Consider the following 13991-nt stretch of genomic DNA (forward strand, 5'->3'; position numbering starts at 1 on the left):
GAGCTATGGGCGCGCTTGGACGTGCGCGCCTTGACACTGGATGAGGCTCGCGACGAGGTCGACCTTTGGGTGTTCTTCTAGAACTGGCACTGGCCGCACACCGCGCCCAACGGCCAATCCCCCATCGACGCCGTCTGTGACCGGTTCGGTAATACGCCAACGCAAGCCGAGGTAATCGCCAACTACGATCCCCGTCGAGAGCGTAACCAGGAGCGCGAGTACGCCGCCGAGCTGAAGACCCGTCAGTTGAAAGGATTTTGGTGAATCCCATAGTTGTCTCCCTGACATGCGTCTGGTGCCCTCACGCGGGCTCGAATCGGCTCTTGATGCGGCGCTTCATTGGTTAAAATCTCTCCTTGTAATTAGTAGTTTTACGGCATAAGGTTAATTCTTGCTATAAGAACGTATTGGAGGTATGGAATTCGTGTTTACGAACGATTCCTTCTTCGTCGAGATAAATTCGAATGAATAAATCTTTCTGAACAATAAAAGTGCCTCTGATATTGCGAATAGCTACGTGGATCGCGTTTTGTTCCTTTATGTAAGAGGGAGTAATGTATTTTTGTTCGAAATAAGTGAAAACTTCATTTTTTCTCGTTCCAATTGGAACCTCCTCTAGTACCTCGGAAGTGATGGCTTCTTCGCTAGGCCAAAAGCCATACGGAGTGCAGCTACTCACAGTGATCATGATAACAATGAGAGTGACTATTCTTTTCAGCACAGATGGGCTCCGCAGATGTAGGTCGAAGACGCATTGATTGATATGTAGCCGATGACCGAGCGCCGCTGCCCAAGGAAGGGCTGAACCATTTGCGCGCTCGTGGCCGAGCAGCGGAACTGCGGGCAAGGTGTGCTGCGCAGCGCTGTGCTTGCGGCTTAGTCTAGCAGCGTAACGCCGCTTGTGCCTGCGTTGCCCAGTGGCGAAGGACGCGCGAGCCGTTTAGGGTATTCCTGACGGGAACAAAAATGTAACGAGCGATCTACGAGGCCGCTCACTGCTTGGCAGGAACGTCGCATAATTGGGAGTCATTTATGAGATCCGTTTTGTATCCCCTGTTGCTATCGGTTTGCACCTCCTTAATGGCGCAAGGTGCCCAAGAATCAATTGATGAGACACCGTATAGGAAGACTGTTGAGGGGTTCTCTGCAGGTTTCTGGCTAACCAAGGAGGAGAGCTTTTTCTCCGATTGGGATAATTCCGCGCCGCCGGAACTCGAGGTTGCCAGAGAAGCACGACGCAATGAGCCGCTGTACACGGTTGTTTTGTTCAATAACCCGGGCCGGACTTCAGAGGGGCGGGCTGAAGTGACCCTGGATCTCATTCTGAAGTACGAAGATGGGTCGACTACCCTCGAGCTCGAGGATATTAGCTGCTGGAGCGGCTCCCTCGGTGGTGAACCACGTATGCTTCACCTTTGTCCTTCCTACCTCGCGCTGACCATGGAGGCTGCGGACCCTCTCGGCGAATACACAGCCCGCATCGTTGTCCGCGATCACGTCAAGGATGTAGAGCTGGAACTGGAGAGGCAATATATCCTAAGGAAGGAATGAATCAGTCGCGTGGGCTTCCGGTCAGCGCGCATCTGTAGACAGGGCGCATGATGCCGTGCAAGACGCCCTGATTCTCCGATTTATCGCCGGATGCTACAGCGGCGGCATGCGCCACGCTCGCGGGCAGCGGCAGTCGGTGTACATGCGTTGCGGTTGCGGTGGTATCGGGGTCGCGTAACAATGCGCGCTGGACTGAACCGCCGGCGCGAGCCGGTGCCATCCGCAGCGAGACCGCATACCCCATGATCGACCATGTGCCCGTGAAGCCAGCGCCCACGCCCGCGAACCGGGGATCGGGGCGCCCTCGGCGGGTTCCGGTGCGGCGTGTTCTTGCCGCAACGGTGTCGCTGTGGCTGCTGCTCGTGCCCACGCTGGCGCTGGCGCACCCCCACGCGTGGATTGATTTGCGCACCCGGGTGGTCGCCGACGGCGATGGCCGGGTCGCGGGGCTGCGCCAGCACTGGGAGATCGATCCGCTCTACAGCCTGATGCTCATGGAGGAGTTCGGCTCCACCGGGGAGGGTGGTGCGCGGGCCGAGGGGCTCGAGCGGCTGGCAGAGACGATGCTGGGCAACATGGCGGAGTTCGACTACATGACCCGGCTGACCATCGACGGCGAGCGCGTCGCCTGGGACGGCGTGGAGGACGTCCGGCTGACGGTGGATGATGCCTCGGACGCCCTGCATTTCCGCTTCACCCTAATGCTCAGCGAGCCCGTGGCCCTCGGTGGACGGCAACTGGAGTACGCGGTCTACGATCCCACTTATTACATCGAGATCCTCCACGACGACGGCGATGCCATCGAGACCGGTGCGCTGGGCCCCGGGTGCTCCGTGCACGTGCGCGAGCCGGATCCGCCGCAGTCCCTGGTCGCGCGCCTGGCGCGCATCGACCGCAGCGACAACCCCGTGCAGGACGGGGTCGGTGCGCGGTTTGCCGAGCGGGTAAGGATCGGCTGCAGTGCCTAGGCCGCTGCTGGTTCTGGTCATGATCCTGGTCCTGGCCGTGCCCGCGGGCCTGGCTGCTGCGTCGCCGCTGACCGGCGGCGATGGGACGGGTGGGGCCGCGCAGGACGAGCCCGCCGGCGGGGAGACGGCGGAGCGCTCCCTGTGGCAGCGCTACACCGGCTGGATCGTCGCCGAGCAACGGGCGCTGCATCGCGCCCTGACCGAGCGGGTCAGGGCACTGCGCAATGAGGCCGGTGTCGCGGATCTCGGCGCGCTGCTCGCGCTGTGCTTTCTGTACGGGCTGTTCCACGCGGCCGGGCCCGGCCACGGCAAGGCGGTCATCAGTACCTACCTGCTGACCCACCGCACCCGCGTGCTCCAGGGCGTCACCCTGTCCGCCGCGGCCTCCCTGCTGCAGGGGGTCACCGCCGTAGTGCTGGTGCTGGCGCTGGTTCATGTCGCTGGCTGGCTGAGCCGCGACGTCATGCAGGAGTCGGTGACGGTCGAGCTGGTCAGCTTCGGCCTTATCGCCGGCCTGGGAGGCTTGCTCACGGCCCGGGCCGCTCACGGCCTGTGGCGGACCTACGGTGCCGGGACCGGCGAGCACGGCCACGGGGAAGGCGGCGGACACTGCTGCGGCCACCATGTGATGCCGGAAGCCGGTGACGGCGGGGGCGCCTGGCCCGCCATCGGCACCGTCCTGGCCGTGGGCGCGCGACCGTGCACCGGCGCCGTCCTAGTCCTGGTGGCCGCCAATCTGCTGGGCGTGTGGCCGGCTGGCATCGCCGCCGTGATCGCCATGTCGGCGGGCACGGCGATGGCGGTCGCGGCGCTGGCCTGCGCCGCCGTGTACGCGCGTGGCTGGGCCGGTCGCATGCTGTCCGCGGGCGCCGGGCGCTGGCGGTACGCCGGTGATGTCGTCGCTCTCGTCGGCGGCGCCGCTATCTGCTTGCTGGGCGTGCTGCTCCTGATCGCAGCCCTGTCCACGCCGCTGTCCTCGCCGGGGGTGATCGCCTAGGCGCCGTTTGATGCTCCCCGCGACTCCCGCCGCTGCAGCGGGGCGCTGCCGGGCAGGTCGCTTCCGCCCGCCCGGTCGTTCCTGTCGGCCCGGCACCTGGCGCGTTGTCTTCCCGTCGATGTCGATACTCCGGTCGTCGCGCAACGTGCGGGTCATCGTCCCGACAAGGTCCGGTCATCTCTTTCGTCCAGATTATCGCTCTAAACGATGAAGCCATGCCTCGCATCGTGAAGGGTGATAGCCATGAACGCACAAGCACTGCCGGATCCGATCATTCAGCTGGACGGGGTCGGGATGACCTACGCCGACGGAACCGTCGGCCTCCACGAGACGACGACGCGGTTCCGCGAAGGCGACCTGACGGTCCTGCTGGGGTTGTCGGGCGCCGGCAAGTCGACACTGCTGCGCTCCGTCAACCATCTGGTCAAGCCGACATCCGGCCTGATCTGGTCCCGCGCGCTGGGTCCCATCGCCACGCGTAACAACATCCGCGCACACCGGCGCCGGACGGCGATGATCTTTCAGCACCACCAGCTCCTGCCGCGTTTCACCGCGCTGCAGAACGTGCTGACCGGGCGGCTGGCCTACCACTCGACGGTGCGCGGGTTCTTCCCGCTGCCGCGCGCGGAGCTGCGGATCGCGCACGAGAGCCTTGAGCGGGTGGGGCTGGCCGACAAGGCGCTGACCCGGGTGGACAACCTCAGCGGCGGCCAGATGCAGCGGGTCGGGATCGCCCGGGCGCTGGCCCAGCAGCCCGAAACCATTCTCGCCGACGAGCCGGTCGCCAGCCTCGATCCCGCCACCTCCGACAAGGTCCTGGGCCTTCTGCGCGGCATCTGCACCGAGGACGGCATTACCGCGGTAATCAGCCTTCACCAGCTCGAGCTGGCGACGAAGTTCGCCGACCGCATTCTCGGCCTCGCCGGCGGCCGCGTGGTGTTCGACGGGGCGCCGGGCGAGCTCACCGACGCAGTCATCCACGCGATCTACGGCACCGGCGACCGGGAGCACGACCGGCCGCTTCACGCCGCTACGGCCTGACGGCCCACCGTTCGTTCACAAAGGGGGAATCATCAATGAAACGCTTCGTATCCACCGCCGCACTTGTGTCGCTGGTCACTCTCGGCTCGGCACTGGCCCAGGCCGACGGCCGCAATCCCGAGGAGCTGACGGTCGCGCTTCTTCCGGACGAGAACGCCTCCGAGCTCATCCAGCGCAACAAGCCGCTGGAGGAATACCTGGAGGCGGAGCTCGGTCGCGAGATCCAGCTCCAGGTGCTCAGCGACTATTCCGCCATGATCCAGGCCATGCGCTTCGGCCGCATCGATCTCGGCTACTTCGGGCCGATCTCCGGCATGCTTGCCGCCGCCAAGGGCGACGTCGAGTTCTTTGCCGCGCCGGTGGTCAACGGCCGGGCGGAGTACCGCGGGGTCATCATCGGCAACGTGGAGCAGGGCATCGACGAGGTCGAGGACGCCCGCGGCGAGACCGTTGCCTACGGTGATCCGGCATCGACCTCCAGCCACCTGATGCCGCGGGCCAAGCTGCAGGACGACTACGGCATGGTCGCCGGCGAGGACTACACCCGGGAGCACACCGGCGCGCACGACGCCGTAGCCAAGGCGGTCGAGAACGGCAATGCCCAGCTCGGCGGTCTCGGGGAGCACATCTGGACCTACCTCGTGGAAGAGGACCGGATCGATACGGACAAGGTCCAGGTCGTCGATCACACCCCGTACTATCCGCAGTACCCGTGGGTCATGCAGAGCGACCTGGACGAGGAGCTCAAGGCGTCCATCCGCGAGGCGTTCCTGGAGCTCGACGACGAGGAGATCCTCGGCAACTTCCAGGCCGACGGCTTCGTCGCCACCGATCTGTCCGACTACGACATCTATCGGGACATGAGCGAGACCATCGGCATCGACTTCGAGGATCTGTGATCCGCAAGCCAACGCATCAGGGGGCGAACGCCGGCAGGGCGCTCGCCCCGCAATCGCAACGGTCCCGGAGCCCGTCATGTCGGTCAATCATCTGGAAAATCGATCCGGTTCGCCGGGTAGCGGCGACAGCCCCATCGACAGCTACCGCGAGCGGTGGCTGCGATCCGCGCTCAAGGTCGCGGCCATCGTCGCCGTTGTGCTTGCGGCCTGCTGGGAATCCGGCGTGCTCAATCCGGTCGTGCTCGCCGAGGGGCTTCCGGCCCTGGGCGCGCTGTTCGCCGACGCCATTCCGCCGGATTTCGCGCGCTGGCGGGAATGGATCGTGCCACTCTACGACACGCTGATCATGAGCATCGCCGGTACGGCGTTCGCCGTCGTCTTCTCGGTGCCGATCGCGTTCCTCGCGGCGGAGAACACCAGCCCCCATCGACTGGTGTACCACGCCAGCCGGACCGTGCTGAACGCGCTTCGCGCTGTTCCGGAACTCATCATGGGCATCATCTTCGTCGCCGCGGTCGGATTCGGGGTCCTGCCCGGCGTGCTCGCCGTGGGCCTGCACTCCATCGGCATGGTCGGCAAGTTCTACGCCGAGGCCATCGAGCACGTGGACGATGCCCCCGTGGAGGCGACCCGGGCGGCGGGCTGCAGCGGCCTGCAGACCGTGTGCTTCGGCATTTTCCCCCAGGTGCTGCCGCAGTTCGCCGACGTCTCCATCTACCGCTGGGAGTACAACTTCCGGGCGTCCACGGTAATGGGCATGGTGGGTGCCGGCGGCATCGGCTTCGAGCTTATGTCGGCGCTGAAGGTCATGGACTACCAGCAGGGCATGGCCGTGATGCTGGTCGTGCTGGTCATGGTCACCATCGTGGACTCCATCAGCGGGGTGATCCGGAGGCGGTTCAAATGAGCACCAGCCCGGACGGAGCGGCCGGCAAGGTCGTGGTGACGCACGCCCTGCACACTGAGGCCTACACGCGCCTCCGGGAGCAATGTGCGGTGGACATGAATACCGCCGCCGAGCCCTGGTCGCGGGATACGCTGCGGGGGAAGCTCCGGGACGCGGATGCGGTGGTCGCCTTCATGACGGACCGGATCGACCGCGATCTGCTGGAGTCGGCGCCGAGACTCAGGATCGTCGCCGGCGCGCTCAAGGGAGCGGACAACATCGATATGCAGGCATGCTCGGAGCGCGATGTCTGGGTGTCCGTCGTGCCCGATCTTCTCACCGCGCCCACCGCGGAGCTTGCCATCGGGCTGATGATCGGCCTGGGGCGGAATGTTCTCCCCGGGGATCGCCACGTGCGCTCCGGGGCGTTCAGCGGCTGGCGGCCGCGCTTCTACGGTACGGGTATTCACGGCAGCGTGGTTGGTCTGCTCGGGCTGGGGGCGATCGGGCGCGCCATGGCGCAGCGCCTACAAGGTTTCGGCGCCCGCGTGCTGTATCACGACCGCCGTCCGCCGGCCCCCGGGGAAGAGCTAACCCTGGGGCTCGAATCGGCGTCGTTCGAGCGGCTCCTCCGGCAGAGCGATTTCGTGGTGGTCTGCCTGCCCCTGAGCGGCGAGACGGTGCACATGCTCAACCGGGACACGCTCGCGCTCATGAAGCCCGGGGCGCTCGTCATCAATCCTTCCCGGGGCTCGGTGGTGTGCGAGGCGGATATCGTCGAGGCGCTGCAGCAAGGGAATCTCGGGGGGTATGCCGCCGACGTTTTCGAGATGGAGGACTGGGCCCGCGGGGATCGACCGCAGGGCGTGACGCGGGAGCTCCTGGAGATGGATGGCAAGACGCTGCTCACGCCCCATCTCGGTTCAGCCGTGCACGAGGCGCGCAAGGCCATCGAGAGCGAAGCGGTCGCCAATGTTCTCGATGTGCTGCACGGGCAAGTGCCGCGCGGTGCCGCGAACGCTCTCCAGGGGCGCGGCGCGGACGCCCCGGCCACGTCGGTTTGAGCGACAACCAGAACAAGGGACGGTCCCTCCATGCCGAGCATTTCTCATCTGCGCTCGCTCGTGGCCATCGCGGACACCGGGAGCTTCAGCGAGGCGGCCCGGGCGCTGGGTATTGCCCAATCCACGATCTCCCAGCATGTCGCCCGGCTGGAGCATGCCCTGGGTACGCGGCTCATCCACCGCGGCGGTGTCGTGCGACTGACGGCGACGGGTACCTACGTATGCCGGCAGGCCCGGGGGATCCGGCGGTTGCACGACCGCATTCTCGCGGCCCGTACGCGGCCCCCTCTGGCCATCGGCGCCAGCTCCAACATCGGGACCTATCTGCTCGAGCCGGTCATGCGGCGGCTCGGTCAGGCCTGCGGTGCCGATGCCCTCAACATGCGCGTGGCATCGAACCCCGCGATCGCGGATGCGCTGGATGCCGGCGAGATCGATATCGGCCTCATGGAATGGTGGGACGGCCGCCCGGGGTTCCGGGCACGCAAGTGGCGTGACGAGGAGCTGGTTGTCATCGTCCCGCGGAATCATCGCTGGTCGGGGCGGGACTGCATCCGGCCGGCGGATCTTGCGGACGTGCCCCTAATCGGCGGGGAAAGCGGCAGCGGTACGGGACGACTGCTCAAGGAATACCTGGCTTCCAGCGGCATCGAGCCGCGGGTGGGCCTGACGCTGGGCAATACCGAGGCGGTGAAGCGGGCGGTGATCAACGGGCTCGGGACCTCCATCGTCCTGGCCGGTACGGTGGCCGACGAGGTGCGTCGCGGCGAGCTGCACGCACTTCCGCTGGCCGGCGGCGGGGTGCGCAAGGCCCTCCAGATCGTGCATCCCGAGGAGCTTGCCGACGAGCCGCGCAAGAACGAGTTCGTCGATCTCCTGCACGAGCATGGCTGAGGATTCCGCCTCCCGGTGCCGGCGGACGGTTCCGGCAGGGCGGTACCCTCATTGCGCGGCTACTGTCGTGCGATAGAGTATGCCGCGACGGGGCAGCGGTGGTTTGGCCATGAGCGACAACGGGCGTAGCACCGGCGGGCTTGTGGTGCTGGCGGTTCTGGTGATCGCGGCCTTCGTGGTGCCGTACACGCTGCTCCGCGGGGTGGAGTCCTTCTTGGGGCCGTTCCTGTTCTGGACGCTGTTCGGCATCGCGGCGATTGCCGCCATCGTCCACGTCCTGCGCGGCTGGCGGGTATGACGGCCGCGGTGTGGATCGCCATCGCTGTCTACGGGGCGCTCGGCCTGGTCGTGGCCTGGATGTCCCGGCGCGGCATGGGCGGGGGCCTCGCGGAATACTACCTGGCGGGCCGCCGGGTCGGCGGTGTCGTCTCGGCCCTGAGCTACGGGGCGACCACCTACAGCGCCTTCATGATGGTCGGCCTGGTCGGCCTGACCTACGCCGGCGGCGTGGGGGCCCTGGGCTTCGAGCTGATCTACCTGGCGGGGCTCGGGCTGGTGGTGATCTTCGGGCCGCGTTTCTGGCTCATCGGCCGCGAGCGCGGCCACATCACGCCCGCGGAGATGCTCGGCGACCGCTACGACAGCCGCCTTCTCGCCGGCCTGGTGGCCCTGGCCTCCTGCGTGTTCCTCATCCCCTACAGCGCCGTGCAGCTCATGGGGATTGGCTATCTGCTCTCCGGGGTCAGCGACGACGCGATCCCGTTCAGCGCGGGCATCCTGATCGGCGGGGCGTTCACCCTGATCTGGACCCTGGCGGCCGGGCTGCGCTCGGTGCTGTGGACGGATGTCCTCCAGGTGGCGATCATGCTCGTCACCAGCCTGGTGGCCCTCGGTTTCGTCGTGACGGCCCTCGGCGGCCCGGGCGCGTTCATCGACACCGTGGAAGCCGGGCACGGCGAATGGCTCGCGGTGCCGGGGCCGGGCCTGTTCGACTTCGTCACGTTTGTCGGCCTGACCCTGCCGTGGTTGTTCTTCTCCATCTCCAATCCCCAGGTGAGCCAGCGGCTGTTCACGACCAGATCGCTCGGCGCCATGCGCACGATGATCATCGGCTTTCTCGTCCTCGGCTTCGTCTACACGCTGATCTCGGTGCTCTGGGGGTTCGCGGCGGTGCAGCTGGTGCCGGGGCTGGAGCAGGCGGACCTGGCGACGCCCCGGCTGCTGCGCTCCGGGGCGGTGCCCGTCGGGGTGGCCGTCATCCTGATGGTCGGGATCATGGCCGCGGCGGTGTCCACGGTGGATTCCATCCTGCTGGCGCTCGCCTCCATGGTCTCGCGCGACGTCTACCGCCCGCTGATCCGCGCCGGCCGCGGCCCCGGCGAGCTGGCCGCGGGCAAGGCCGTGGTGCTGGCGGTCACGGCGGTCGCCCTGGGGTTCGCCTATCTGCGGCTGGATCTGATCTCGATTCTCTCGGTGGCCTCGTCCATTGGCCTGCTGGTGACCGTGCCGGCGATCGTCGGCGCGTTCTTCTGGCGTCGCGGGACCGCCGCCGGCGCCGTGACCAGCGTCGCCGTCGCGGGCACCGCGGTAACCGTCCTGCAGCTGACCGGCTACGATCCCCTGGGCGTGCCGGTGGGCATCTGGAGCCTGGTTCTGGCCACGGCCCTGTTCGTGGGCGTGAGCTATGCCACCGAGCCGCCCGCGGCCAGGGCGGCAATCTTCATTGATGACGTCGATGCCGCGCTGCGCCGGCACCGGATCCGCTGAGCGCGGCCCGGCTGGTCTGCCCTGCGCTCACGCCGATCCAGCCCGCCGGACGGGATCGCGGCCCGGTGGACCTTCTACTCGAGCAGCCCGCGATGCTCGCGGTAGATGCCGTGCTCGCGCGGGTACTCGTCCAGTGCGGCATCATAGCAGTGGACCATCGCGCCCCAGCCCTGCTCGGCCATGTGCTGGCTGGTGGCCGGGGTGGTCTCGCCTTCGACGTCCTTGCCCTCGGGCATGCGGATGCCGAAGCGCTCGCGGGTCTGCCGCTCGACGGCCGCCACCAGCCGCTGGCCCAGGTTGAGGCTGTCCAGCAGGTCGCTGTGGGCGCGCTTGGTCAGGTAGTCCCGGGCCACGTCCGGGCCTTCGTCGTCGAACAGCCGGCGTGCGCGCTGCTCGACGGCCTCGCGCTGGCTCATCAGCTCCTGCTCGAACGCCTCCAGCTCGGCCGTTACCGGGCGCAGGAACTCCCCGGGTCGCTCACAGGTGTAGTAGAGCAGGCGCTTGAAGGTCCGCGTAGCGTAGCGCGTCGCTTCCAGGTGCGCGAAATCCGGGTCGACGAAGTGCGACGACGCGTCGGCCGTCATGTAGCGGTGCTGGCTGAACTCCGGCGGCACGCTCTCCGTGGCCAGGGTCAGGGGCACGAACGGCGTGGTGATGCCGCTGGTGACCGCCGTCCAGAGCGTATGCAGCTCGTCGCGCACGTCCGGGCGGATGTGCGCGACCTGGCCGTAGCCGGTGAAGTCGGTGGACCACCGGGGGTCACGGACGTAGGCGATCAGGTCCTCGAGGCTGATGGGCACCATGTCCTCCAGCTCGGCCTCGCGCTCCGGCGGGTTCCGGCCGGCTTCGTAGAATTCGGGGTAGAAGCCGGCCATCTCCTCGCCCGGGAACGGCGTGCCGTAGACTTCCTGCAGGTTGAGCCAGTCGCCTTCACCGTCCCACCAGCCCTGCTCGCGGGCGAACTCGATCAGGTTGTCCGAGGCCATGTAGTCGTCGTGGTTCTCCGGGTCGGCCGGGAACTCGTGGATATAGCCGAAATAGCTGACCCGGATCTCGTCCGCCGGAATGCGCTCGGCGGCCCACAGCCCCTTGGCGGCGTAGTTGATGAACACCCAGCCCTCGTCCTCGTCGGCGAACAGGTGGGAGTTGCCGCCGTAGGTAGAGTAGCCGTGCTCGTCCATCAAGCGGCCGACCACCTCGACGGCCTCGCGGGCGGTCGTGGCGCGCTCCATCGCCGCCCGGGCCAGGTCGGAATAGTTGGGCCCTTCCTGGGGCGCGTTGTCCTCGGCGATCGCGACGAGCTCCTCGCGCGACGGTGCCCAGATATCGCGGGCGGCGACGCCGTGCTCGTTCAGCCCGCCGTTGGTCAGCGGCGGCGGGAAGCCGGCGAACTCGGAGTAGTGCGACGCGATATGCTTGTAGGTGATATCGGCCTGCGGGATCTCCGTAAGCTCCCCGGGGATGGACGCCTCTTCGGTCACGCCGACCTCGACGGTCGCGCCCTCCGGGTGCTCCTGGCGGGGTACGATCTCGATCCAGTGACTGGACGGCTCGTGTCCGAACCCGCCCAGGAGGGTCGAGCCGTCTTCCGTGAGCTCGTTGCCGACGAAGATGCCGATGCTCTTCTGGGCGGGGTGGCCGCGGGCGCGATCCATGCGCTGATAATCGGTCGCGGCGGCAACCGGATGGCTCAAGGCGAGCAGGAGCGCGAGCGGGGATACTGCCACGATCGCCGTGGCCGAGGGGCTGTACCGCAGCATGCCGTGTGCCTCATTCTTGGAGAACGGTTCTGAAAGTAAAGAACCCCGCCTGGTGGGCGTCAACGTTGCCGGGCCGTCCGGCGGTGGTCCGAACGCGGGGCAACCGCGGGCCGGCAATGACCGCAGGGGATGTCATGGCGTTCCATACACCGGATCCGGAGCTGCGCAGGGTGGAGCTCCGCAATGCACAGCTCCGCGCCCAGGCATTCGCCGGGGCGTTCCGGTGCCTGCGGCGCTGGTCGGTGGCGATGATCCGTTGCGGGCGGCGGTGGGCCGGCAGGCTCGGCAACCGGGCCGCCCGGTCGGCCCGGGCGGCATGGCACCGGGCGAGCGGTCGACGATGATCTGCGCCGGCGGGTTCCTTGCGGCGCAGCCTGCAGCACCGCGCCCCCGGGAGCGTAATATGCTGGAGACGACCAGGTCGACGCTATGAGGCCAGACATGATCCGAATCCTCGGTTCCCTGTTGGCTCTGGGGCTCCTGGGTGGCTGCGCGACCCCCGGCGCGGACTGGGCTCACCCTGACGTCCAGGGGCCCGCCGAGGTCCGGCGGCTGGATGCCGACAGGTCGGAATGCCGGGCGTCGGCCCGGGAGCGCTACCCGGATCCGGCCGGCCCGGCGCCGGTTGTGACCCTGAACAATCCGGACGCGCCGTTCGCCCGCGGGGTGCACGGCGAGAGCGCCCATCGCGGCGATCCGTTCACCTACGTCCAGGAACGGGGCAAGCGGGTGCGGCAGCGCCGGGACCTCCTGGTCAGCTGCATGCGTGAGCGCGGCTGGCGCCGCCGCACGGGGGAATGACCGGGCCGGGATCGGCGCACTGTGCGACGGCGGCATGGTCCAGGGCTGTTCTCCCGCTCCTGCGGTAATACAATCTGGCCATGGCTGAACTGCCCGCAGAAGACCAGCTCGCCCGGTGGGCCCCGCTCAACGAGCTGAGCGCGGAACGGTTGCGCCGCCTGCGCGAGAAGGGCGAGGCCGTGTCGTTGCAGCGGGGCGAGACGCTCCGGGCGTCCGGCGAGGAGCGACGGCTGGTGTACCTGCTGCAGGGGCGGCTGAGTGTGGCGAGCCGCGGCGGCGACGAGGACGTGATCGAGGCCGGCGGCGAGGCCGCCGCCCGGCCGGTGTTCGATGGTCACTCCCGCAGCGCCGTCGCGCGTGCGGAAACGGGCTCCGTGCTCCTGCGCCTGCCCCGCTCGCTGTTCGAGCTGCTGCTGGAAGAGCAGCGCAACGCCGCCTACGGCGTGCGCGAGGTCCAAGTGGGCCCCGGCGGCATGCGGCTGTTCCAGCGGGTGCTGATGCAGTTGCACGCCGGCGAGCTGGAGCTGCCGGTCATGCCGAGGGTGGCCCAGCGCCTCCGGGATCTCGACGATGGCGAGGCCGACCTGGACGCGCTCAACGGCGTCGTCCGTCTCGAGCCCTCGGTCGCGGCGCGCGTGGTGCACGCGGCCAACAGCCCGGCCTACCGGCGGCGCGGCAGCGCGGTGACCACCTTGCGCGACGCCGTGGCCATGCTGGGCTTCGTCACGGTCAAGCAGCTGGCGCTGGCCATGAGCCTGTCCGCGCCGTTCGAGGGACACGGCCCCCGGGTGCGGAAGCGGCTGGGCAATACCTGGCGCGACAGCGTCCGCACCTCGGTGACCGCTGCCGTGATCGCGCGCCGGGCCCGGGCCGCGCTGGATGCCGATCGCTGCCTCCTGGCCGGGCTGATGCACCTGGTGGGGCATATCCCCATCGTGCTGCTGGCCGCCGACGAGGGCGTCACCGACGATGACGAGCTGGAGGAGGCGCTGGCCCAGGTGGGCGGCATGCTCGGCCGCGAGGTGCTGGAGGCATGGGGTTTCGACGAGGCGATCGCCGCCGTCCCCGAGCTCGCGGGGGAGACGCAGCGTCCGGGGAGCGGGCCGGCCGATCCGGCGGACGCGGTGATCACGGCGCGCCTGGTCTGCGCCTGCCAGCAAAGGGGGGATACCGGTGCGCGCGAGGCGCTGCGCTCGTGCACGGCACCGGGGCGCCTCGGGCTCGACCTGGACGATCCCGAGACCGAGACCCGCCTGCTGGAGGAATCGCGAACGCAAATGAAGGAGCTGCAGCAGGCGCTCATGAACGAGACCTCCGGCGCCTGAGCCCGGCGGTTGCCGGCGCAGCTGCGGCACAACCCGAG

Annotated in this window: 14 protein-coding genes; 13 read left to right on the forward strand and 1 reads right to left on the reverse strand. The window is 67.8% G+C overall.

Annotated features, from left to right (window positions below; translation table 11 throughout):
- Positions 1 to 1032: 1032 nt before the first annotated feature.
- From QWY84_RS16195 to QWY84_RS16240, 10 genes are all read left to right on the forward strand, one after another.
- Positions 1033 to 1551 (forward strand): hypothetical protein, encoded by a 519-nt coding sequence (locus QWY84_RS16195; protein WP_290203938.1) that lies wholly within the window; start codon positions 1033 to 1035, stop codon positions 1549 to 1551.
- Positions 1552 to 1868: 317 nt separating this feature from the next.
- Positions 1869 to 2519: a DUF1007 family protein gene (locus QWY84_RS16200; protein ID WP_290203939.1), complete on the forward strand. Its 651-nt coding sequence runs from the start codon at positions 1869 to 1871 to the stop codon at positions 2517 to 2519.
- Positions 2512 to 3516 (forward strand): nickel/cobalt transporter, encoded by a 1005-nt coding sequence (locus QWY84_RS16205; RefSeq protein WP_290203940.1) that lies wholly within the window; start codon positions 2512 to 2514, stop codon positions 3514 to 3516. Before QWY84_RS16200 ends, QWY84_RS16205 begins: the two co-directional genes overlap by 8 nt.
- Before the next feature lie 243 nt (positions 3517 to 3759).
- Entirely contained in the window at positions 3760 to 4557 is a 798-nt protein-coding gene (phnC, locus tag QWY84_RS16210; RefSeq protein WP_353959903.1) for a phosphonate ABC transporter ATP-binding protein, read from the forward strand.
- A gap of 35 nt (positions 4558 to 4592) precedes the next feature.
- Positions 4593 to 5456 carry a phosphate/phosphite/phosphonate ABC transporter substrate-binding protein gene (phnD, locus tag QWY84_RS16215; protein WP_290203941.1) on the forward strand — a complete coding sequence of 288 codons (864 nt, stop codon included), beginning with the start codon at positions 4593 to 4595 and terminating at the stop codon, positions 5454 to 5456.
- 76 nt (positions 5457 to 5532) lie between these two features.
- Positions 5533 to 6363: a phosphonate ABC transporter, permease protein PhnE gene (phnE, locus tag QWY84_RS16220; protein ID WP_353959904.1), complete on the forward strand. Its 831-nt coding sequence runs from the start codon at positions 5533 to 5535 to the stop codon at positions 6361 to 6363.
- Entirely contained in the window at positions 6360 to 7406 is a 1047-nt protein-coding gene (locus QWY84_RS16225; protein WP_290203942.1) for a phosphonate dehydrogenase, read from the forward strand. Before phnE ends, QWY84_RS16225 begins: the two co-directional genes overlap by 4 nt.
- A gap of 30 nt (positions 7407 to 7436) precedes the next feature.
- Positions 7437 to 8300 carry a LysR family transcriptional regulator gene (locus QWY84_RS16230; protein WP_290203943.1) on the forward strand — a complete coding sequence of 288 codons (864 nt, stop codon included), beginning with the start codon at positions 7437 to 7439 and terminating at the stop codon, positions 8298 to 8300.
- A gap of 109 nt (positions 8301 to 8409) precedes the next feature.
- A complete protein-coding gene (locus QWY84_RS16235; protein WP_290203944.1) occupies positions 8410 to 8598 on the forward strand; it encodes a hypothetical protein in 189 nt (62 codons plus the stop codon).
- Complete coding sequence (locus tag QWY84_RS16240; RefSeq protein ID WP_290203945.1) at positions 8595 to 10067, forward strand: sodium:solute symporter family protein; 1473 nt, start codon at positions 8595 to 8597, stop codon at positions 10065 to 10067. Before QWY84_RS16235 ends, QWY84_RS16240 begins: the two co-directional genes overlap by 4 nt.
- Positions 10068 to 10141: 74 nt before the next feature.
- Here the strand turns inward: QWY84_RS16240 and QWY84_RS16245 are convergent, their stop codons facing one another.
- A complete protein-coding gene (locus tag QWY84_RS16245; protein WP_290203946.1) occupies positions 10142 to 11827 on the reverse strand; it encodes a C69 family dipeptidase in 1686 nt (561 codons plus the stop codon).
- Positions 11828 to 11961: 134 nt separating this feature from the next.
- Between QWY84_RS16245 and QWY84_RS16250 the strand changes: the two genes are divergently transcribed.
- The 3 genes from QWY84_RS16250 to QWY84_RS16260 all read left to right on the forward strand — a co-directional run bounded on the left by QWY84_RS16250 (position 11962) and on the right by QWY84_RS16260 (position 13953).
- Positions 11962 to 12171, forward strand: coding sequence for a hypothetical protein (locus QWY84_RS16250; RefSeq protein ID WP_290203947.1), 210 nt, complete (start codon positions 11962 to 11964; stop codon positions 12169 to 12171).
- Between the two features lie 97 nt (positions 12172 to 12268).
- Entirely contained in the window at positions 12269 to 12628 is a 360-nt protein-coding gene (locus tag QWY84_RS16255; protein ID WP_290203948.1) for a hypothetical protein, read from the forward strand.
- A gap of 80 nt (positions 12629 to 12708) precedes the next feature.
- Positions 12709 to 13953: an HDOD domain-containing protein gene (locus QWY84_RS16260; protein ID WP_290203949.1), complete on the forward strand. Its 1245-nt coding sequence runs from the start codon at positions 12709 to 12711 to the stop codon at positions 13951 to 13953.
- The last annotated feature ends 38 nt before the right edge of the window (positions 13954 to 13991 follow it).

The organism is Aquisalimonas lutea (assembly GCF_030409225.1).
Taxonomy (GTDB): domain Bacteria; phylum Pseudomonadota; class Gammaproteobacteria; order Nitrococcales; family Aquisalimonadaceae; genus Aquisalimonas; species Aquisalimonas lutea.